The 21904-nt window shown below is 67.6% G+C and carries 15 protein-coding genes; 9 read left to right on the top strand and 6 right to left on the bottom strand.

The window, feature by feature from the left end:
* The first annotated feature begins 75 nt into the window (after positions 1–75).
* The 9 genes from ACX12D_RS19645 (at position 76) to ACX12D_RS19605 (ending at position 10209) form a co-directional block, all read left to right on the top strand.
* Positions 76–750, top strand: a complete 675-nt coding sequence (locus ACX12D_RS19645; protein WP_043352486.1) for a response regulator — start codon at positions 76–78, stop codon at positions 748–750.
* A complete protein-coding gene (locus ACX12D_RS19640; protein WP_441640467.1) occupies positions 750–2219 on the top strand; it encodes a sensor histidine kinase in 1470 nt (489 codons plus the stop codon). Before ACX12D_RS19645 ends, ACX12D_RS19640 begins: the two co-directional genes overlap by 1 nt.
* Before the next feature lie 383 nt (positions 2220–2602).
* Positions 2603–3571: a tripartite tricarboxylate transporter substrate binding protein gene (locus ACX12D_RS19635; RefSeq protein ID WP_459372375.1), complete on the top strand. Its 969-nt coding sequence runs from the start codon at positions 2603–2605 to the stop codon at positions 3569–3571.
* A gap of 242 nt (positions 3572–3813) precedes the next feature.
* On the top strand, positions 3814–4287 hold the full coding sequence (locus tag ACX12D_RS19630; RefSeq protein ID WP_459372374.1) for a tripartite tricarboxylate transporter TctB family protein: 474 nt from the start codon (positions 3814–3816) through the stop codon (positions 4285–4287).
* 16 nt (positions 4288–4303) lie between these two features.
* Positions 4304–5818, top strand: coding sequence for a tripartite tricarboxylate transporter permease (locus tag ACX12D_RS19625; RefSeq protein WP_006162311.1), 1515 nt, complete (start codon positions 4304–4306; stop codon positions 5816–5818).
* Positions 5819–6119: 301 nt separating this feature from the next.
* Positions 6120–7178: an AbrB family transcriptional regulator gene (locus ACX12D_RS19620; protein ID WP_416050032.1), complete on the top strand. Its 1059-nt coding sequence runs from the start codon at positions 6120–6122 to the stop codon at positions 7176–7178.
* Between the two features lie 40 nt (positions 7179–7218).
* Complete coding sequence (locus tag ACX12D_RS19615; RefSeq protein ID WP_459372373.1) at positions 7219–7659, top strand: PaaI family thioesterase; 441 nt, start codon at positions 7219–7221, stop codon at positions 7657–7659.
* Between the two features lie 55 nt (positions 7660–7714).
* Positions 7715–8644, top strand: a complete 930-nt coding sequence (locus ACX12D_RS19610; protein ID WP_459372372.1) for a patatin-like phospholipase family protein — start codon at positions 7715–7717, stop codon at positions 8642–8644.
* A gap of 80 nt (positions 8645–8724) precedes the next feature.
* Positions 8725–10209 carry a dihydrolipoyl dehydrogenase family protein gene (locus ACX12D_RS19605; RefSeq protein WP_459372371.1) on the top strand — a complete coding sequence of 495 codons (1485 nt, stop codon included), beginning with the start codon at positions 8725–8727 and terminating at the stop codon, positions 10207–10209.
* A 14-nt stretch (positions 10210–10223) separates the two neighbouring features.
* Here the strand turns inward: ACX12D_RS19605 and ACX12D_RS19600 are convergent, their stop codons facing one another.
* From ACX12D_RS19600 to ACX12D_RS19575, 6 genes are all read right to left on the bottom strand, one after another.
* Entirely contained in the window at positions 10224–11123 is a 900-nt protein-coding gene (locus ACX12D_RS19600; RefSeq protein ID WP_441640461.1) for a ChaN family lipoprotein, read from the bottom strand.
* Positions 11124–11175: 52 nt separating this feature from the next.
* A complete protein-coding gene (locus ACX12D_RS19595; RefSeq protein WP_459372370.1) occupies positions 11176–11496 on the bottom strand; it encodes a DUF2149 domain-containing protein in 321 nt (106 codons plus the stop codon).
* Entirely contained in the window at positions 11493–12002 is a 510-nt protein-coding gene (locus ACX12D_RS19590) for a MotA/TolQ/ExbB proton channel family protein (RefSeq protein ID WP_441640459.1), read from the bottom strand. The genes ACX12D_RS19595 and ACX12D_RS19590 overlap by 4 nt, the downstream gene beginning before the upstream one ends.
* 6 nt (positions 12003–12008) lie before the next feature.
* Positions 12009–16076 carry a cobaltochelatase subunit CobN gene (cobN, locus tag ACX12D_RS19585; protein ID WP_459372369.1) on the bottom strand — a complete coding sequence of 1356 codons (4068 nt, stop codon included), beginning with the start codon at positions 16074–16076 and terminating at the stop codon, positions 12009–12011.
* 45 nt (positions 16077–16121) lie between these two features.
* Positions 16122–18413 (bottom strand): TonB-dependent hemoglobin/transferrin/lactoferrin family receptor, encoded by a 2292-nt coding sequence (locus ACX12D_RS19580; protein WP_459372368.1) that lies wholly within the window; start codon positions 18411–18413, stop codon positions 16122–16124.
* 291 nt (positions 18414–18704) lie between these two features.
* A complete protein-coding gene (locus tag ACX12D_RS19575; protein ID WP_441640456.1) occupies positions 18705–21902 on the bottom strand; it encodes an efflux RND transporter permease subunit in 3198 nt (1065 codons plus the stop codon).
* Positions 21903–21904: the final 2 nt, after the last annotated feature.

Below are 21904 nucleotides of genomic sequence, written 5' to 3'. Positions count from 1 at the left end.
GCGGCCTTGCCAGCCATGGTGGCAAAGCCATCGCGTGATTTCAAACGGACGCTTACCTGGCAGGGGAGGACCGCCGTGCGCTTATTGCTGGTGGAAGACGAGATTGAACTGGCGCGCTGGGTTGCGCGTGCCCTGGAGCAGGGCGGCTTTGTCATCGAGCATGTGGCCGACGGCCTGCAGGCCGAGGCGCGGCTGATGGCCGAGGAGTACGACGTGGTGGTGCTGGACCTGCGCCTGCCCGGCAAGGACGGGCTGGCCGTGCTCAAATCCATGCGCGGGCGCGACGACCGCACCCCGGTGCTGATCCTGACCGCGCAAGACACGCTCGACGAACGCGTGCGCGGCCTCAACCTCGGCGCCGATGATTACCTGCCCAAGCCCTTTGCCATTGCCGAGCTCGAAGCCCGCATCCTGGCGCTGATCCGGCGTAGCCGCGGCCGCGCCCATCCGCGCCTGCAGTGCGGCACGCTGGTGTTCGACGGCGAAACGCGCAGCTTTACGCTCGAAGGCGCGCCGCTCGCGCTGACCCCGCGTGAATCGACCTTGCTGGGCGCGCTGCTGGCCAAGAGCGGCCAGCCGCTGACCAAGGCACAACTGCTCGACAAGGTCTTCTCGCTCGATGCCGACGTCAGCCCCGATGCCATCGAAGTGCTGGTCTACCGGCTGCGCAAGAAGCTCTCGGGCCACGGCGTGACCATCGTCACGCTGCGCGGCTTCGGCTACCTGCTGGAACCGGAAGGACAGCCCTGATGCTGCGCCGCCTGCCACGGCACTGGTTGCGGCGCTGGCTGCAAGGCAGCCTGCGCCGCCAGTTGCTGCTGCTGCTCGTGCCCGCGCTGGCGGCCATGATGGCGCTCGACACGTGGCTGACCTATGGCACGCTGCGCGACGCCGCCAACGCGGCGTACGACCGCTCGCTGTACGGCTCGGTGCGCGCCATCGACAACGCCATCGGCATGGCTGGGGAAAGCGTGCAGATCGCGCTGCCTGACGCCGCCATGGAGATGTTCGAGACCGCGGCGCAGACCCATGTCTTCTATCGCGTCTCGCTGGAACGCAACGGCAAGATCGAAACCGTCACCGGCTACGACGACCTGCCGCTGCCCAAGGGGGAGATCGCCAGCAACCAGCCGCGCTTCTACGACGCCGACTATCACGGCGACCCGGTGCGCATCGCCGTGCTGGCGCACCCGGTGTATCGCCCGAATGCCCACATGCGCGTGATCGTGCAGGTGGCCGAAACCGCGGAGCCGCGCTTTGCGCTGATCGCCACCGTGTGGCGCGGCGCGCTGGCGCGCGACGTGCTGCTGATCCTGATCAGCGCGGGCATCCTGGTGGCCGGCATCACCTATGTGCTGCGCCCGCTGGCGCGCGTGCGCGACGACGTGCAGGCGCGCTCCGCCGACGACCTCACACCGCTGGCCTTCGACCATGTGCCCATGGAAGTCCGCCCGCTGGTCGATGCGGTCAACCTGCACGTGTCGCGCTCGGCCGCCATGACGCAGGCCCAGGCGCAATTCATCGCCGACGCCGCGCACCAGCTGCGCACGCCGCTGGCCATCCTCAAGACGCAAGCCGAATTCGCCCAGCGCCAGCTTTGCGCCAGCGCCGATCCCGCGCGGGCGCGGGATGCCGCCGGGGAGGCGGTAGGCGGCATCGTCACGCAGCTGGAGCAGGCCGCGCGCCTGACCAACCAGCTGCTGGCGCTGGCGCGGGTACGGCAGCACCCGGGCAGCGACGCGCCAGGCGAAGCCGAGCCGCTGGAGCTGATCGACGCCGTCGCCGTGGCCGAGCAGGTGGCGCTGGACTACTTGCCGCTGGCGCGCGGCAAGCAGCAGGATTTTGGCTGGGAGCGGCCGCAGGGGCTGGCGCTGCCCGTACGGGCCGATGCCGCGCTATTGCGCGAAGCCTTTGCCAATCTTGCCCACAACGCGATCCAGTATTCGCCGCGCGGCAGCCGCATCACGCTTTCCGCCACGCGCATCGGGGACGCCGCCTGCCTGGTGGTGGAGGACGATGGGCCGGGCATTCCCGCCGAGGAACGCGAGAAAGTATTTGCGCGGTTTTACCGCCGGGTCGGGAATGTGGAGCCGGGCTCCGGCCTGGGACTGGCGATCTCCCGCGAAATGGCGGCGCGCTTCGGGGGAACGGTAGCGCTGGGGATTGCGCTGCAGGGCAAAGGGGTTCGGGCGGTCCTGACGCTGCCGATCGGGGAATGAGAGGACATGAGAGGCCGCTAAAAAGACCAAAAAATCTAAAAAAAGCAAATGTCCATACATCCGACCCCACGTAAACCCCACCCCATTGCCTGACAAATTGACAGCCTTTTGACAGTTTCTACCCCCTAGAATCGCGCCATGGCCGCTGTACCGGCCAGACCAAGTCAGAAAGCCAAAGAACAAGTCCGGCATGCAAGCGCTGCCTGGGACTGGAGACAACGCCTAGCCACCCGGTCAACGCACGCAGCGCCGGCGCACCGCACGACTCTCCCGCCCCCGACAGCCAGCTTCACCGCCAGCCGGACACCTCCGGGGTCGGTCCTCGCCAGCAACGCCGGCAACCGCTCACCGGCAATCCTCTGAAAAAAGAACAGGAGACCGTAATGCGTCGCTCGATTCATCGCTTTGCCCACGTCGTCATGGCTTCGGCCGCGATCACCGCCACCGTGGCTGCCGCGCCCGCGTTCGCGCTCGACAGCGTGAAGTTCATGATCGGCGCCAACCCGGGCGGCGGCTTCGACCAGACCGGCCGCTCGCTGGGCGCGGCGCTGGTTTCCGCCGGCGTGGCCAAGACGGCCTCTTACGACAACAAGGGCGGCGCGGGCGGCACCATCGGCCTGACGCAGTTCGTCAATACCGACAAGGGCAACCCCAACGCGATGATCGTCACCGGCGCGGTGATGGTTGGCGCAATCGAAACCAACCATCCCCCGGTCACGCTGAAGAACGCCACCCCGATCGCGCGCCTGTTCGCCGACACCATGGTGATCACCGTGCCGGCGAACTCGCCGCTGAAGTCCATGAAGGACCTGACCGCGCAGCTCAAGGCCAACCCGGGCAGCGTGAGCTGGGGTGGTGGCTCCAAGGGTTCGATCGACCACATCCTGGCGGGCCTGGTGGCCAAGGAAAGCGGCGTGGACCCGAAGAAGATCAACTACGTGCCCTTCCAGGGCGGTGGTGAAGCGTCGGCCTCGATCCTGGGCGGCCACGTGAGCGTCGGCCTGGCCGGCGTGTCCGAGTTCCTGCCCTTCATCAAGAGCGGCAAGATGCGCGCGCTGGCCGTGACCTCCAAGGAACGCACCGCAGATATCCCGACGCTCAAGGAGCAGGGCATCAACGTGGAAATCTACAACTGGCGCGGCGTGTACGGCGCGCCGGGCATCACCGCCGAGCAACGCAAGGCGCTGGTGGATGCGGTGGTCAAGGCAACCGAAACCCCGCTGTGGAAGGAAACGCTGGCCAAGAATGACTGGACCCCGTTCCTGCTGACCGGCGACGAGTTCGGCAAGTTCGTGGACAGCGAGTCGGCCCGCCTGGGCGGTTCGCTGCGCGAGCTGGGTGTGGCGAAGTAAGCCACGCTGCCTGCGCGTTTCACCGCAATATCGTTTCAGCGTTTTACCTGTCGGCCCTGCCTGCGGCGCACCGTAACGCTCGGTGCGCATGCGGCAGGCGGGGGTCCGGTGTCCACCTGCGATACCTAAAAACCAAACTACACATCGCCGGGCCCCCGCCTTAAGCGGGGACGACAAACCGCGGGACGCCAAGGGCCGGACAACACGGCCGCAGGCACCGCTTGAAGGAGCCACTTCCAATCATGAAACCCTCACACCTGGCGATCGGCATTGCCGTATTGCTGCTCTCCGCCTTCTACTTCGTCGGCCTGTCGGGCATCTCCGGCGACGAAGGCTATGCCGGCCTGTCGCCGCGCTTCATGCCCACGCTGGTCGCCATCGGCCTGGCCGCGTGCGGCGCGGCGCTGACCTGGCAAGGCATTCGCGGCGGCTTTCGCAATATGCCGGAAGAAGACGCCGAACTGCCCGACGCCCCGCACAATTTCCGCGGCTTCCTGTGGGTGGCTGCCGGCCTGGTGGCCAACATGGCGCTGATCGGCACGCTGGGCTTTGTGCTGGCGTCGACCCTGCTGATGGTCTGCGTGGCGCGTGGCTACGGCAGCAAGCGCTTCCTGCGCGATGCCCTGATTGGCCTGTGCATTACGTTGCCGATGTGGGCACTGTTTGAATTCCTGCTCGGCATCAATTTGCCGTTGCTGCCCGTCGCCGGGTTCTGAACGGAGCTGATGATCCATGGATACTCTTAACCTGCTGATGCATGGCTTTGCCATCGCCATCACGCCAATCAACCTGATGTGGGCCCTGGTGGGCTGCTTCCTGGGCACCGCCATTGGCGTGCTGCCGGGCATCGGCCCCGCGCTCACGGTAGCGATGCTGCTGCCGCTGACCGCCAAGGTGGAACCCACCGCCGCGCTGATCATGTTCGCCGGCATCTACTACGGCGCCATGTACGGCGGCTCCACGACCTCCATCCTGATGAACACGCCGGGCGAATCGTCGACCATGGTCACGGCGATGGAAGGCAACCTGATGGCCAAGAGCGGCCGCGCCGGCCCGGCGCTGGCCACCGCGGCCATCGGCTCGTTCGCCGCCGGCACCATCGCCACCGTGCTGCTGTCGATGTTCGCGCCGGTCGCGGCCGACGTGGCGCTGCAGTTCGGGCCCGGCGAATACTTCATGATCATGCTGCTGGCCTTCACCACGGTGTCGGCGGTGCTGGGCTCTTCGCTGCTGCGCGGCATGACCAGCTTGTTCCTGGGCCTGGGCATCGGCTTGATCGGCATGGACTCGCTGTCGGGCCAGACGCGTTACTCGATGAATGTGCAGGAGCTGTACGACGGCATCGACATCGTGGTGGTCGCGGTCGGCCTGTTCGCGGTGGGCGAGGCGCTGTTCAACGCCTTCTTCCCGCAGCCCGCAGGCGGCTTCAACAAGCTCAGCTCGGTCATGATGACCAAGTCGGACTGGAAGCGCTCGGTGCCGGCGTGGATCCGCGGCACCATCATCGGCTTTCCCTTCGGCCTGATCCCGGCCGGCGGCGCGGAGATCCCGACCTTCCTGTCCTACGCCACCGAGAAGAAGCTGTCCAAGCACAAGGATGAGTTCGGCACGGTGGGCGCGATCGAAGGCGTGGCTGGCCCCGAGGCCGCCAACAACGCAGCCGTGACGGCCACGCTGGCTCCGCTGCTGACGCTGGGCATCCCCACCTCGAACACCACCGCGATCCTGCTGGCGGCGTTCCAGAACTACAACCTGCAGCCGGGCCCGATGCTGTTCCAGACCTCGGGCGACCTGGTGTGGGGCCTGCTGGCTTCGCTGTACATCGGCAACGTGATGCTGCTGGTGCTGAACCTGCCGGCGATCGGCCTGTGGGTGCGCATGCTGCGCATCCCCACGCCGCTGCTGTACGGCGGCATCCTGATCTTCGCGGGCCTGGGCGCCTACGGCATCCGCCAGTCGTGGTTCGACCTGCTGCTGCTGTTCATCATCGGCGTGCTGGGCATGGCCATGCGCCGCTTCGACTTCCCCACCGCGCCGGTGATCGTGGGCATGATCCTTGGCCCCATCGCTGAGAAGCAGCTGCGCAATGCGCTGTCGATCAGCCAGGGCGACTGGTCGATCTTCGTGACCCAGCCGATCTCGGCCACCATCCTGGCCATGACGGTGGCGGTGGTGCTGATCCCGCGCATCCTGGGCTGGCTGGCCCGGCGCTCGGCGCGTGGCAAAGTGGCTGACGCCACAGGTTGATTAGCGCAAAATGCGGGCAAGGCCCGGCACTCCAGGGTGCCGGGCCTTTTGCCTGTTGAATGTTGACTGCTGACCCGGCTGGCACTGCGCATGTGGTCTCCCCTCTCCCACTTGTGGGAGAGGGGCCGGGGGAGAGGGCGGGCGCTGGATACGCCGCCATGCTCGAAAAAACCATGGGCTTCGTTTCTCGTGGCTCCTAGCTAGGCCACCCCTCTCCCCAACCCTCTCCCCCTGAGGGGAGAGGGAGTAAACACCGTCGTCAATTCAGATGGCTTTGGCGCAATCGCCAGGCCGCTGCCACATGCCCTCTCTCCTTCACCGCTGGCGTCCGGTCCTCTTGACGCTGCTGCTCGGCCTGGCCGCCGCGCTCGTTTGCACGCTGCTGCACACACCGCTGCCATGGATGATCGGCCCGCTGCTGGCGGTCGCCATCGCGCGCATGCGCGGTGCCGACCTGCGCGCGCCCACGCAGGCGCGCAATGCCGGGCAGTGGGCCATTGGCACCTCGCTCGGGCTTTACTTCACGTCCGACGTGGTGGCGCGGCTGATCGAGTTCCTGCCGTATATCGTCGCGGGCTCGCTGTTTGCGCTGCTGCTCGGCTGCGGCGGCGCCTGGCTGCTGCGCAAGACCACCGGCGTGGCGTTCAAGACGGCGTACTTCTCCACCGCCATCGGCGGCGCGTCGGAGATGGCGAACCTGGCCGAGCGCAATGGCGCGCGCATCGACCAGGTGGCGGCCGCGCATTCGCTGCGCGTGCTGATGGTAGTGGTAGCCGTGCCCGCGCTGTTCCAGTACGGCGGCATCCACGGGCTTGACCCATACGTGCCCGGGCCACGCACGGTGGACTACCTGTGGCTGCCCGTGCTGATCGCGATCACGGTCAGCGTGGCGCTGGTGCTCAAGCACTTCAACCTGCCCAATCCCTTCGTGATCGGCACGCTGCTGGCGGCCGCCGTGCTGACCGCTTCGGGCTTCGAGCTGTCCGCCATCCCCACGTGGATGAGCCGCGCCGGCCAGTTGATGATCGGCGTGTCGCTGGGCGCGCGTTTCTCGCGCGACTTCCTCCATACCGCGCCGCGCTTTCTCGGCGGCGTGGCGGTGTACACGCTGGCGGCGCTGGTGCTCTCCGCGCTGTTCGGCTGGGGCCTGTCGGCGCTGTCCGGCGTGCATCCCGCCACCGCCATCCTCGGCACCACGCCCGGCGGCATTGCCGAGATGTGCATCACGGCCAAGGTGCTGGAGCTTGGCGTGCCGCTGGTCACCGCCTTCCACGTGATCCGGATGGCCTTCGTGGTGCTGTGCACCGGCCCCCTGTATCATTGGCTCAAACATCGTGCCGCGCCGCAGGAGACGGAATAGCAACCTGGCCCGGCCCCATCCCAGACAAAACGGGCGTGCCATGCCAGAGCCAACGCTAGAACCAACGCCGGAATCCGGCTTCACGCTTGCCGATATCGACCGCACCCTGCAGCGGGTGCTGGCGCCATGGGTGCGCCAGCTCGGGCTGCGTGCCGAGCACGTTGATGCACAGGGCGTAACGCTGCGCCTGCCTTTTGACGAATCATTTCGCCATGCGGGTGGCGTGGTGTGCGGCCAGGTGCTGATGTCCGCGGCCGATACCGCCATGATCGTGGCCGTCGCCAATGCGCTCGGCGCCTTCAGGCCGATGACCACCGTCACGCTCACCACCAACTTCATGCGCCCGGTGATCGAGGGTGATGTGCTGGTGCGCGCCAAGGTGCTGCGCCTGGGCAAGACCGTGGTGTTCGGCGAGATCGAGCTGACCGGCACCGATGGCAAGCTGGCCGTGCAGGCCACCACCACTTACGCGCTGCTGTGAGCGGCGCATCACCCAATTGCACGCTACATTGCACGCAATCCCCCAAGCTATCTCCATGCATGAGCCCCGCAGCCTGACGCCTGCCCCCAACCAGCCCGCCGCCGCCTCGCCGTTCGACCAGGTGGTGTTTGCCGGCGGCGGCAACCGCTGCTGGTGGCAGGCAGGCTGGTGGGATACGGTGGCGCCCGAGCTGGGGCTGCGCCCGCGCGTGATCACGGGGATCTCGGCCGGAGCCGCCACGGCGTGCATGATCTATGCGCACGACTCCCGCCAAGTGATGGCGTACTACGGCGAGGTGCTTGCCGGCAACCGGCGCAATGCGTACTGGGGCAACCTGCTGAGCAAGCAGCGCGTGTTTCCGCACTACGGCATCTACCGCACCGCATTGCTGAACATCTTCGGCGAGGGCCGCCTGGCAAACCTGAAGACGGCACCGGAGATCCGCATCGGCGTGGCCCATATCCCGCGCTGGAGCGGCCCGCGGCTAGCGGTGATGGCCGGGCTGGTCGCCTACAACATCGAGAAGCACTGGCTCAAGACCTTGCACCCGCGCCTGGGCCGCAAGCTGGGCTTCCATCCGGAGTTCGTGCGCGCGCAGGATTGCGGCTCGCCCGAGCAGCTGGCGGACCTGCTGCTGCAATCGTCCTCGACCCCGCCCTTCACGCCGGTGCTGCGGCGCGACGGCCGGCCCGTGCTGGATGGCGGCATGGTCGACAATGTGCCGGTCGACGCGCTCGACGCAACGCCCGGCAATGTGCTGGTGCTGGTGACGCGGCTCTACCCGCGCCCGCGCCGCTTTGTCCTGCAACACGGCGCGCAGCGCCGGCTCTACCTGCAACCTTCGCAACGGGTTCCGATCTCGAGCTGGGACTACACCCAGCCCGGCGCGATGATCGGTGCCTACGAACTCGGCCGGCGCGACGGGGAAACCTTTTTGCGCGATTGGCCGTCTGTCATGAAGACGGAGCTTGGCACCGCCGGGTAGCGCTCCAGCGCGCCGGCCGTGCTCGCGGCTCCGTCATCACGATGTGCAATGCGGCCTTCGCGCCGCTACTGGAGGCATTGATGACGAAACGCCAGGCAAGATCCACGACCGAGCGCCAGAGCGCCCGCAGGGCCAGCACCGAGCAGGCTGTCGAGCAAGTCCCCCGCCGTGGCAAGCGCAAGCCCGGTGCGCAGCGCGAAGCGGATTTCGTGGTGATCGGTGCCGGCTCGGGCGGCGTGGCGGCTGCGCGGCGCGCGGCCACGCTGGGCGCGCGCGTGGTGCTGGTGGAGCGCGACGAGATCGGCGGCACCTGCATCAACCGCGGCTGCGTGCCCAAGAAAATGCTCTCGTATGGCGCCAGCCTCGCGGCCGTGCTGTCTGGCTGCCTTTCGCACACCGGCGGCAAGGAAGACTGGAGCGATGCCATTGTGCGCGTCAACGCCGAGATGGCGCGGCTGCACGTGGCCTACACGCACCGGCTGCAGCAAGCCGGCGTGGAGCTGCTGCGCGGCGATGCCACGGTGAGCGCCGCCGACCAGGTACAGGTGGGCGCCGAGACCATCCGCGCCAAACGCATCCTGATTGCCACCGGCGCACGGCCGCGCGCGTTGCCGGTGCCGGGTGGCGAGTTGGCCTGCACCTCCGACGACATCTTCACCTGGCAAAGCCTGCCAGCCTCGCTGGTGGTGATCGGCGGCGGCTATGTGGCGGTGGAGCAAGCCTCGATCCTGTCGCGCTATGGCGTCAAGGTGGAGATGCTGGTGCGCGAGGCGCGCCTGCTGGCGCGCTTTGACCACGAAGTGGCCGAGGCGCTGGCCGAGGCGCTCACCGCCAAGGGCGTGCGCCTGCATTTCAATGCCGAGGTGACGCTGCTGAACCAGGCCAACGGCGCCATTGACGTGTGCTACCGGCAGCATGGCAATGGCGCGAATGGCGGCAACAATGGCAACGGGCGGGAGCGCATCCAGACCGTGCGCGCGCAGGCGGCGCTGGCGGCTATCGGGCGCGACCCGCATTGGGATGGGCTCGGCCTGGAGGCGCTGGGCATCGCGAAAACGCAGAAGGGCGGCATCCAGGTGGATCGCTCGTTCCGCACCAAGGTGCGCTCGGTCCATGCCATTGGCGATGTCATCGACGGCCTGCACCTCACGCCGGTCGCCGGCGCTCAGGGCCGCTGGCTGGCCGACCGCCTGTTCGGCCGCCGCGGCGACCGCGCGGATTTCGACCTGGTGCCAACGGCGGTGTTCTGCGAGCCGGCCATCGGCAGCGTGGGACTGACGGAGCATGCCGCCATCGAGGAAGCTGGCAAGCCGGAGCGCATCCACACCGTGGTGCGCCGCTTCGTCTCGCTGGAGAATCGCTTTGCCGGCAGCGAGCAGGCCTCGATGGTCAAGCTGGTGGTGAATGCGCGCAGCGGGCGCGTGCTGGGCGCGCACATGATGGACAATGCCGCCGCCGAGATCATGCAGGCGTTTGCCGTGGCGGTGCGGCTCGGGGTGAAGCTGTCACACCTGCAGACCACGGTGCAGCTGCATCCCACCGTGGCCGAGGAGCTGTTCGGCTAGGCGCGCCGCCGGATTCAGGCCGGCTCGGCCATCGCCGCCGGCTTGGCGCCCTCGCACGGATCGGGCCGCTTGTGCGCCGGCACCAGCACCACGCGATCATAGGCACCGATCTCGCGGCCGCTGGCCTGCTCCAGGTAACCCACGCTGTAGATCGCGCCCGGCTCGGCGGCGAGCCAGCGCGGCGCGCCCACATCGCGCCGCACGTGGCCGTTGCCGGCGATCAGCACGGCGCCGCGGTCGGCGTACTCACGCATGGAGGCAGCCATTACCGCATCGCGCGCGGCCTGCGCGTCCAGCATGCCGGGCAGCATGGCCTTGGGGAAATTGCCGCAGTGGCCACGGTCGAGCACGGCGGTCTGCTCGGTCACCACGTCCGCGGGCAACGGCGCGGCAAGGCCGAGGCGCTTGCGCTCTGTCGCATCGAACACGCCATCCAGCCCGCCGCGCACGATCTTGCTCGCATCCGCGCGCGACAGGTTGGCCGCCACCAGCGGCAGGTCGTAGCGCAAGGCCAGCGCCACTACCGGCGTGTAAAGCTCCCACTGCCAGCTCTTGCCGCCCGCCTGCGCCACGACATACGCCGCGTCGCCGGGGCGCTCACGGCGGGCGCGGTCGATATCGGCCTGGCGCTCACGGTCGAACTGCTCCATCGCAATGGCCGGGCGCCAACCGGCTGCCAGTGCGTCCGACAACGCCAGCAGGCGCCGCTTTTGCCCATCGGCGTTGTCGTGGACCTCGCCCAGCAGCACGTAGGTCTTGCCGGTGAACTGATGCGCGACATCGCCAGCCACGGCGGCAGGCGGCGTGCCCGCGCAACCGGCGAGCGCGGCGAACATGGCGGCCGCGAGCGCCAGTCCGGCGGCGCGGGTAGGGACAAAGCTGGCTAGGCTGGCAACGCTGTGACGAATCTGCATGGCTAGGTAATCCTGGTTGCGATGGCTCGCTCGTGCTCATTATTGCGCAGTTTTACTGCGCGGCCGCGGCTTCCGGCACATACACCATCGAGCCATCCTGCAACCGGTACGCCACACCGGCCTTGGTGCCGTCGCCGCTGCCTACCTGGCCGCTGGCCTGGTAGCGCACGACCTTCTCGCCCTGCTTGGAGACGATCTCCATGTTGGGCTTTCCGGGATTGGTGATGATGGTGACGTCCGCGTGTGTAAACGGGTTCATCGGGTTCTGCGCGATGGCCACCAGCAACGCGGCGATCACCACCAGGAACACGTCGATCAGGTTGACCACCGACAGGATGGGATCGTCGGCCTCGCTCTCCTCCAGGAACCTCATGCGCCGGCCTCCCACTGCGGTTGATGCTTGCCCAGCCACACCAGCTCCTCGGCGAGCCAGCGGCGGCGCACGTTAACCACCCAGAAGGTGATGCTGGCAGCGATCAGCGCGAGAATCACCGCGGAAAACGCGATGGTGAGGTTCTCGCCCACGTTGGCGAGGTTGCCGCCGGACAGGCCCTTGAGCGCGGGACCCATCGGGATCATGGTGGCCACCAGTCCCAGCATCGGCGCGACGCGCGTGGCAATGCGCGGCCACTCCAGCAGCCGGTGCGCGGCCACGTCGAGCGTGTCCGGGTCCTTGATGCGGTGGCGCAGCGCGAACGCTACCAGCACATAGCCGCGTCCCGTCTCGATGCCGTGGCGGCGGCGTTGCCAGCCTTGCGTGATGAACTCGCCGAGCGCCCAGAAGGCGTACAGGAACAGCAGCCCGATCAGGGCCAGCGTCGGAAACAGGAACAACTGGCCGACGTCGTACATCAGGGTTTCAAGCAGGGTAGGGGTCATGATGCCTTAGCGGGTTTCGGATTGTTTTTGGACGAAGGGCGCAGCGCCAGCGCGGCGGCGCGCGCTGAGGCCGCCGCCCAGCATGGCGCCGGCCAGTGCGATGCCGGCGGCAAGCCACGACAGCACGGGCACGAGAGCCGCCGTGGGCGGCGTTTTCTCGACCAGTTGCATGCCTTGCACCGGCACCGTTTGCGGCTGCGCCTTGGGCTGGGGCTGGGGCTGCGGCTCGGGCTGCGGCTCGGGCTGCGGCTGTGGTTGCGGCTTGGGCTGCGCTTGCTGCTGAGCGGGACGCGGCGCCGCCTGCGGGGCGGCTGCCGCCGGTGCGCCGGCGGGCGGTGCCGCGCGATCCTGCGTGCCATAGCCTGCGGCGCCGGACGCCGTGGCCTGCTGCTGCACGTAGCGATTGAAGCTGCGGTTGTCGCTGCGGATATCGTGCCGCTGCGACAGCGCCTGCCACCTGTCGGCCAGCGTCTTGAGCATCTCGGGATCGGCCCGCCAGTAGCCCTTGCGCGCGGCTTCCAGCATGCGCTCGATTACCTGTGCCTGGGCCTGTGGCGCGTTCTTCTCGAACCACGCGTCCAGGCCGAGCTTGTGCTTGTCCTTGACGTAGACCTCGGCGAACTCGGTCCACTGGTCGTCGCGCACGATCTCCGGTGCGACCGCGGTCCAGCCCCAGAAGTTGTTGACGGTATCGAGCACATTGAGCGCGCCGCTATAGCCCTCGGCCTTCATGCCTTCGATCCAGCCGGGATGGAAGTAGCGCGTGCGCAGCTCGGTGGCGAGAAACGATGCCGCCGTCTGCGTGCGCGCGTTGTTGGCATCGCGCAGGTTGGCGATCAGCAGCTCCGGCGCCTTGCCCGTCAGGTGGCGCACGGCCAGGCCGATGCCACCGAGATACTGGAAGGGATCATCGGTGGTCAGCATGCCGTACAGGTTGGAGCTGCGCGCCAGCAGCGCGCCTTCCACGCCCTTGAGGTTCTCCGCGTAGAGATTCAGTTGTGGCAGTTTCTCGCCCCACGTCCTCTCGTCGGGCCCATAGCCGTATTGCATGCGCGCGAGATAAAGGTTGGCCAGCTTGGCGTCGGCTTCCTTGCCGCTGCCGAAGCTGTCGCTGGCCAGCGTAGCGTCGTTCAGTCCCGTGCCATAGTTGCCGCTCTCGCTGGCGAAGATGCGCGTGAGCGCCAGCGACTCGATGCGCTCCGGGGTCATGTCCGCGGCCTTGAGCTGCGCCAGCCGCGCGCTGACCGCGCGCGTGCTGGCGGCAACGGCGTTGTCGGACTCGGGCTGCGCGGCGGCAAGCTTGACCGCTTCGGCCAGCCACTTGATCAGGTTGGGGAAGTGATCGCGATAGAGGCCGGTGGCGGACAGCACCACGTCCACGCGCGGCCGCCCGAGCTCGGCGGCGGGAATCGCTTCCACCCCGGCCACGCGGCCGCCGCTGTCCCACTTCGGGCGGATGCCCATGGCGGCCATCGCCTGCGCTTCGAGCATGCCCTGATGGCGCATGGTCTCCACGCTCCACAGCGAGAAGGCCAGCTTGGCGGGCCATTTGCCGTGGCGCTTGCGCCAGTCGGCAATCATGCTCTCAGCCGCGGCCTGGCCGGCCTGCCACGCTTCGCGGCTAGGTACCTTCGAGGGATCGAAGCCATACAGGTTGCGCCCGGTCGGCAGCGCGTCGGGATTGCGCACCGGGTCGCCGCCGGTGCCGGCCAGCACGTAGCCCCCGGCCAGCGCGGTGAGGATGGATTCGCTCTCCGGCGCGGCGTCCAGGCTGGCGTACAGCGTGCGGGCGCGCTGCATGTCTTCGCGCTGTACGGCGTCGGCAAGGCTGGCCAGCGGCGCACCGTCGATCACGTAGTTGCGCAGCATGGCGTACGGCGCCGACTGCGCGAGCTGCTTGTAGTCGAGCGCGAACAGTTCTTCCGGCTCATCGGGAAACACGCGCTTGAGCCACGGTTGCCCGAGCATGGCCATCACCGTGTACAGCCGCAGCCCGGGATCCTGCGACTGGCCGAACGTGTGCAGGCCGTAGGGCTGCAATGCACCGGCGAGCTCGTGCAGATGCGTGTGCAGCGCATCGAGGTATTGGGCAAACTGCGCGCTCGCGCGGGCCTGCGGCCAGCCCATGTCGTCGAGCAGGTGCATGCGCGCGCTGCGCTTGAGGATGTCCTCGCGCAGCGTGTCCTTCACTGCGCCGTCGTCCTGCTGCAGGTAGTTGTGCAACTGGTCGTGCAGCGCCGACAGATCGGTGTGCAGGCCCGCCGGCTTGAACGGCGGCGTCTGGTGGCTGACGATGGTGGCGCGGCCACGGCGCTTGGCCTGCAGCGCCTCGCCCACGTCATCGACGATGTAGGGATAGATCACCGGCACGCTGCCGAGCACCATGTAGGGCTGGTCGGTCACGGACAGGCCGCGCTCCTTGCCCGGCGTCCATTCCTGCGTGCCGTGGGTGCCGTAGTGCACCAGCGCCTCGCGCCCTTCGCGCGCCCACAGGTAGGCCGCCATGTAGAAATGGTTGAGCGGCGTCTTGGTGGAGTGATAGAGCGCTTTCTCGGCGGCGTCTGCGCGCTCGCCGCGTGGCGGTACCGGCATCAGCGCCACGTTGCCGAGCTGCAGGCGCGGGATGGCGAAGCCGGCCACGCCGTCGCGCCTGATCGCCATCGACGAGGCTTCGGGTTCGCCCCAGCGCGCGCTGACCTCGGCGCGGAACGCGGCGGGTTGCGCATCGTACCAGCGGCGGTATTGCGCCATCGGCATCCACGCGGCGCGGTCCGCATCGAGCAGCGCGCCGAGCTGGCCTTCGCGGTAGAAAGGCGCTAGCAGCGCGCCAAGATCGCGCTGCAGCGCGAGTTCGCCGGCGGCCTCGGTGCGGTAGCCCGCGGCATGCAGCGCAGCCAGCGTGGACGACAGGCTGCGCGGCAGGTTGAGGAACGATGCCGACAGATTCTTCTCGCCCGCCGGATAGTTGTAGAACAGGATCGCCACGCGCTTGTCGGCATTCGGTGTGCGCTGCAGGCGCGTGAGCGCCAGCGCCTTGTCGGCCACGGCATCGAGCTGCGCCGGCAGGCTGACGATGCTGCCGTCCTCGCGCGAAGTGGCGGCGGCCAGCATGGGATCGCTCACACCGGCCAGCTCGGGCTGCACGAGGTAGAAGGGCGTGTCGGTGAGGCTGATGCCGTGCGGGTCGCGCTCCCAGTCCTGTGCGTCGCCCTTGCGATAGGGCATGACCTGCAGCACCGGGATGCCGAGCGTTTCGAACTCCGCCTTGCGGCCTGCCGCGTTGAGCATGATCTGGCCGTTGATGAGCACGTCGATGATGCGCCTGCCGCCGGGTGCTGCCATGCGCAGCACGCCGTCCGCGTCCATCACGCCGCTGTAGAACACCAGCGCACGCGCGCCGCGCGCTTCGATGCGCGTGATCAGGTCGTCGATGAAGGCGCTGTCCAGACCCGACACGTAGGCCTGGTGTATGGCGACACCGATCACCGGTTCGCCGGCGTGGCCTGACACCTTGAGCGCGTCGTCCGGCGAGGCGGTGACCACGCTGGCAAGCCGCGGATGGTAGTAAGCGGCCTTGGGGAAAACGACCGGCGCGGGAATGGCGTTGTCCGCGTGCAGCTTGAACTGCTGCGCCGCCAGCGTGCGCATCATCGCGTCGAAGTTGGCGCGGCCGCCGTTGACGTAGTACGCCTGCAGCCGCGCGCCGAGCGCATTGTCGATGCCATGCGCATCGAAGCGGTCAGTGGCAATCAGCAGGCGCGGCACGCGCGCATTGGTCCAAAGCGGGCCGAGCTTGGCCAGCATCTCGGTGACGATATGGTCGCGCGGCGCGTCCACGATCAGCAGGCCGGCGCCGTCGATAAACGGCGCGATATCCTGCGCGTTCATGCGCTCCAGGTAGCGCGCGTCCAGCGTCATGCCGTGCGCGCGCGCCATGGCCTGCAGCGGCTCGAACTTGCCGGCGGGCACCGGCGAGGTGGTCAGCACCGCGATGCGCGGCGCGGCCGACGCTGGCTGCATGCCGAGCACCAGCCAGGTTATCCACAGCAGGCACAGGGCGCGGAGAAACCGCATCCGGGTTTTATCTTGTGGGGACATGTCGGGTCGATTCGCCTCCGCTCAGAACGACAGCTTCACGCTGGCGGCAAAGGTCCGTCCTGGCTGCGTATAGAAATCCAGGCCCGGCTCGCTGGCGGCCACGCTGCCTTGGCGCACATCGCCCCACAGCCAGTACTTCTTGTCGAACACGTTATTCACCGACAGCACCAGGCTGGCGTAGCGGTTAAAGCGCCACCAGCCCTGGATGTCGGCCACGCCATAGCCGCCCGGCTTGAAGTAGGCGAAGGAAGTGTCGTCGGTGCGCGTCACGGCGCGCGCGCCGCGCCAGCGCACGCTGGCGCCCTGGCCCTGGCTGCTGCTGCCGCGCTCCCACGTCAGCGCGGCGCTGGCGCGCAGCGGCGAGACGCTGTTGAGGGGCTGGCCGGTCTGCTCGTTGTTGCCGTGCGCGTAGGCCACAGCGCTGTCCACGCGCCATTGCGGCAGGAAGCGGTAGCTGCCGCGCCACTCGGCGCCGTAGATGCGCACGCTGCTCTGGTTGCGGTACTGGTACGTCGCGCGCAGCCCGGCAAGGCAAGCGGGGTCCGACGGGCAGCGCAGCGCGACTTGCTCGATGAAGTCCTTGTAGCGGTTGTCGAACACCGCGACGCTGGTCTGCACGCGCTCATCCGTATAGCGCGCGCCGATTTCGAACGAGCGGCTCTTCTCCGGGTTCAGGTCGCCATTGGGCGCGGCGCCGTAACTCTGGATGGTGTTGCGGAAGCTGCCGTTGATCTCCTGGTAGTTGGGCGCGCGGTATCCGAATACGTACTGGGCCCACAGGTTGATGCGGTCGGTGGCTTGCCACAGCGCGGAGAGCTTGGGCGACAGTGCCGAATCGCTCTTGCTGATGGCGGGCCTGGAAGCCACGCTGTTGTACAGCTTGTCGTCATCCGGGCCGAGCGAGTAGTGGTCAAAGCGCAGGCCGGGCGTGAGCGTGAAGCGGCCGCCGGCGAACTGCAGTTCATCCTGCACGAAGATGCCGGTCTGGCGCGTTTCGCCCTTGGGGAAATCGTGGATCGGGAAATTGTCCCCGGCCAGCGATTTGGACACCACGCCGGTGGTGCGGTTGTAGGTGGTGCCGTCGCGCATCTCGCTGGTCTGGGTACGCAGGAAATCCACGCCGGTGATCAGGCGGTGGCCAACAACGCCGGTGTTGAACGACTTGTCGGCCTGCACGTTGAAGCCGGTCTGCTGCTGGCGAAAGCCAAACAGGAGGTTGACGTCGCACAGGCTGCTGCCAGCCGTGGAGCCCGAGCAACCCGAGCTGGTGCGGCTGCGCACCTGGTTGGTCACGGTGTTGGACTCGCTCTCCTGGTAGAACACCGCCGCGCTCAGGCGATCGATGACACGGCTGGCCGGCTTCCATTCGTAGTCCAGGCTGACGCGGTTGCGCGACAGGTCCTCGGTGCCGCTGGCGGAGGTCACGCGCGGCAGCGCGGTGGACAGCCGGCGGATATCGGTAAAGGTGTCGTTGTCGCGATGCTCGTAAGTCAGCTTGAAGCGATGGCCCGCGGCGGGGTCGAGCACGATCTTGCCGAGCCACGCGTTGGTTTCGCTGTTCTGCGGATTGGCCTTGGTACGGCCAGTCGAGGTGGTGTCGTTGCCACCCATGCTCTGCACTTCGTGCCCCTTGCGGTGCGCGTACATGAACAAGCCCTTGATGGTCTCGTTGCCGCCGGCCACGCCCGCGGTCTGGCCGAAGCTGCGGTCGATGCCGTTCCACGACAGGCCGGCTTCGCCGCCCACCGCGCGCCCGCGCATGATGTCCTCGGGATCCTTGGTGACGTACGACACCACGCCGCCGATGGCGTCCGAGCCGTACAGGCTGGAAGCCGGCCCGCGCAGCACCTCGATCCGCTTGAGGAAGGAGAACTCGGGCGCGTCGCGCGTGGCGCTGGACAGGTTGGAGGGCCCGCCGCCGTTGTAGAAGTCGGGCAGGCGCACGCCGTCGACCATCAGCAGCACCCGGTTGTCTTCGATGCCGCGGATATTGATGCTGCCGGCGCCAAAGCGGCGACGGTCGCGGGGCACGTCGATATCGGGCTCATCGGCGAACAGGGCGGCCTCGTCAACGGGCTGGGCACGTTCGATCCGGCTGGCATCGATGGCGGTGATGGTGGAGGCAACGGCGTCGGCTCGCTCCTCGGTGCGAGTGGCGGTGACCACCACCTCGCTTAAGTGGCGGGCCGGATCGGCGGCCAGATCGGCGGCTGGATCGGCAGCCAGGACGGGACCGCCAAGGGCAGCGCACACGGCAGCGACAGGCGTGACTCGGACGGAGGCGCGCAAGCGCGCCAGACAGCGGCGTTTCATGGAATTTCCCCAAAGAAAGCGAAACGCTGGCTGGCTAGTGCGAAAACTGTGGCTCGCTCGCGTGGTCAGGCGTGGCTCGGTGAACCCGGTCACGCGTTATTGAGAATGCGAAGTATTATCAATAAGTAACTATTTGTAAAGCATGAGTCATCACAATTCATGCCCCTGCGCACGAAGCGCTGCAATTAGTGGCGATGCCGCAACGATGCCGAAACGATGTCGAAACAAAAAGGGCGGTGCCGACCGATCCGGCACCGCCCCGAGGCGTCGCAATTTGCTACGGCAGCACGCTCAGTGCGCAGCTTCCCCGCCCACCAGGGCCGGCAGACGATTGCCTTCTTCGTCGATCTGCAGCGGGCCGGTGCCCGAGAACCGATCGAGCGCCAGGTAGATCACCGGGGTGATGAACAGCGTGATCACCTGCGAGAACAGCAGGCCGCCCACCACCGCCAGGCCCAGCGGCTGGCGCAGCTCGGCGCCCGCGCCCAGGCCGAGCGCCAGCGGCAGCGCGCCCATCACGGCGGCGAAGGTCGTCATCATGATCGGGCGGAAGCGCAGCAGGCAGGCCTGCCGGATCGCGCGCGCCGGGGCCATGCCCTGCTCGCGCTGCGCGGCCAGCGCGAAGTCGATCATCATGATGGCGTTCTTCTTGACGATCCCGATCAGCATCAGCACGCCGATGGTGGCGATCAGCGACAGCTCCACGTTGAAGAGGAAGAGCGTCAGCAGCGCGCCGACGGCAGCCGACGGCAGCCCGGCCAGGATGGTCAGCGGATGGATGTAGCTCTCGTACAGCACGCCCAGCAGCGTGTAGATCACCGCAAGCGCCGCCACCAGCAGCAGCACCTGCGTAGCCTGGGACGACTGGAACACCGCCGCGTCGCCGCCCCAGCTCGTGAAGATCGAGGTGGGCATGGCGATCTCTTGCTTGTAGGCATCGATCTTGGCCGAGGCCGCGCCCAGCGCCGCGCCCGGCGCAAGGTTGAACGACACCGTCACCGAGGGCAGCTGGCCCTGGTGGTTCACGGCAATCGGCCCGACCCGGCGCTCGGTGGTGGCGAAAGCGGAGATCGGCACCATCTGCCCGGTCTTGCTGCGCACGTAGATCTTGGAAAACGCGGTCTCGTCGGCGCGGTCGATGTCGGCCGCCTGCAGGATCACGTAGTAGTTGTCGATCGGCGTGTAGATGGTGGAGACCTGGCGCTCGCCAAAGGCGGAGTACAGCGCCTGGCGCACGTCCTGGATCTGCACGCCCAGCGCGTTGGCCTTGTCGCGGTCAATCGACAACTGCGCTTCCAGGCCCGACTGCTGCGAATCGCTGGTGACATCGCGGAACAGCGGATCGGCGCGCATCTTGCCCATCAGCTTGTCGGAGTACTCCTGCAGCTGGCCGGCCTTCACGCTTTGCAGCGTGTACTGGTAGCGGCTCTTGCTCTGGCGCCCGCCCAGGCGCAGGTTCTGCACCGGCGAGAAGTAGACCGCCAGGCCGGCGATGCCCGACACGTCCTTGCGCAGGGACTCCACCACCTTGGCCATCTTGGGGCGCTCGCCCAGCGGCTTGAGCTCGACGAACATGCGGCCCGTGTTGATGGCGGGGGAGGGCCCGCCACCGATCGAGATCACGATGCTGCGCACCGCCGGGTTCTTGCGCATGCGCTCGGCCGCATCGCGCAGGCGCTCGGCCATGGCGTCGAAGGAAATGTCTTGCGGGCCTTCGGCATTGACCTGGATCTGCCCGATGTCTTCTTCCGGGAAGAAGCCCTTGGGGATCATCACGAACAGCACCGCGGTCAGCACGAAGGTCAGGCCGGCCACCGCCAGCACCGACTTGCGGTGCGCCAGGCACCAGTCAAGCCCGCGCGCATAGCGGTGGAGCGTGAATTCGAACAGGTTCTCGAACCACTGGGTGGAGCGCAGCCCGATGGTCTGCTTCTGCACGATGGCCGGTGCATGGCCGGCATCCGCGTGGTCGCCATAGGCATGTTGCGACTCGTCGATCGGCACGTTCTCGGCCGACAGGAAACGCGCGCATAACATCGGGATCAGCGTGAGCGACACCAGCGCGGACACCAGGATGGCCAGCGACACCACCGCCGCGAACTCGTGGAACAGCAAGCCGATCACGCCCGGCATGAAGAAGATGGGGATGAACACCGCCACCAGCGAGATCGAGATCGAGAGGATGGTGAAACCCATCTCGCGCGAGCCGACCAGCGCGGCCTTGAGCGGCGGCACACCCTCCTCGATATGGCGCACGATGTTTTCCAGCATCACGATGGCATCGTCCACCACCAGACCCACGGCGAGCGTGATGGCCAGCAGCGACACATTGTCCAGGCTGTAGCCGAAGGCCTTCATCAGCGCCACCGTGCCGATCAGCGAGATCGGCAGCGACACGGTGGGAATCAGCGTGGCGGCGGCGCGGCGCAGGAACAGGAAAATCACCATCACCACCAGCCCGACGGTCAGGGCCAGCGTGAACTGCACATCGTGGATGGATTCGCGGATCGACTGCGAGCGGTCGTTGACCACGGCCACGTTGACCGAATCCGGCATCTGCTGGATCAGGCGCGGCAGCGCGTTCTTGATGGCGTCCACCACCGCCACCGTATTGGCATCGGGCTGGCGCAGCACGGCCAGCACGATCGAGCGCTCGTTGTTAAGCCAGCTGCCGGTCTTGATGGTCTCGACGCTGTCTTCCACATCGGCCACGTCAGACAGCCGTACCAGCGCGCCGCTGGGCTGGCTGGCCACGATGATGTTGCGGAACGCGTCTGCGCTGGCAAGCTGGCGGTTGGCCTGGATGGTGAGCGTCTGGCGCGCGCCGTCCAGCGTGCCCACCGGCGTGTTGGCGTTGGCGCGGTTAAGCGCCGTGGCCAGCTCATCCAGCGTGAGGCCGCGCGCGGCAAGCGCGTCCGGGTGGGCGCGCACGCGCACGGCAAAGCGCTTTTGCCCGAACACCTGCACCTGCGCCACGCCCGGCAAGGTGGCCAGGCTGGGCGAGATCAGGTTGTCGCCGAAGGCGTTGAGCTCGGCCAGGCTCATGGCCGGCGAGTTGATCGCCAGCAGCAGCACCGGCGCATCGGCCGGGTTGACCTTGCGGTACGACGGCGGCACCGTCATTTCGATCGGCAGCGCGCGCTGCGCGCGGAACAGCGCCGCCTGCACGTCCACGGCCGCGGCGTCGATGTCGCGGTCGTTGTTGAACTCGATGGTGATGCTGGAGTTGCCGAGCGTGTTCGATGAGCTGATCACCGACACGCCGGGAATGGTGGCGAACTGCTTTTCCAGCTGGGTCGCCACCGAGGCCGCCATGGTCTCGGGGCTGGCCCCGGGCAAGGTGGCCGTGACCTGGATCACCGGCGAGTTGAACGACGGCAGCGCCGCGATCGGGATGGTGGGGTAGAGCGCAATGCCGGTGACGATGACTGCCAGGCACAGCAGGATCGTCATCACCGGGCGGCGGATACAAAGCTCGGACAGGGTCATGG

Source organism: Cupriavidus sp. PET2-C1 (genome assembly GCF_054515855.1).
Note: the sequence above shows the minus strand (reverse complement) of the source record. Positions and strands in the feature narration are given on the sequence as shown.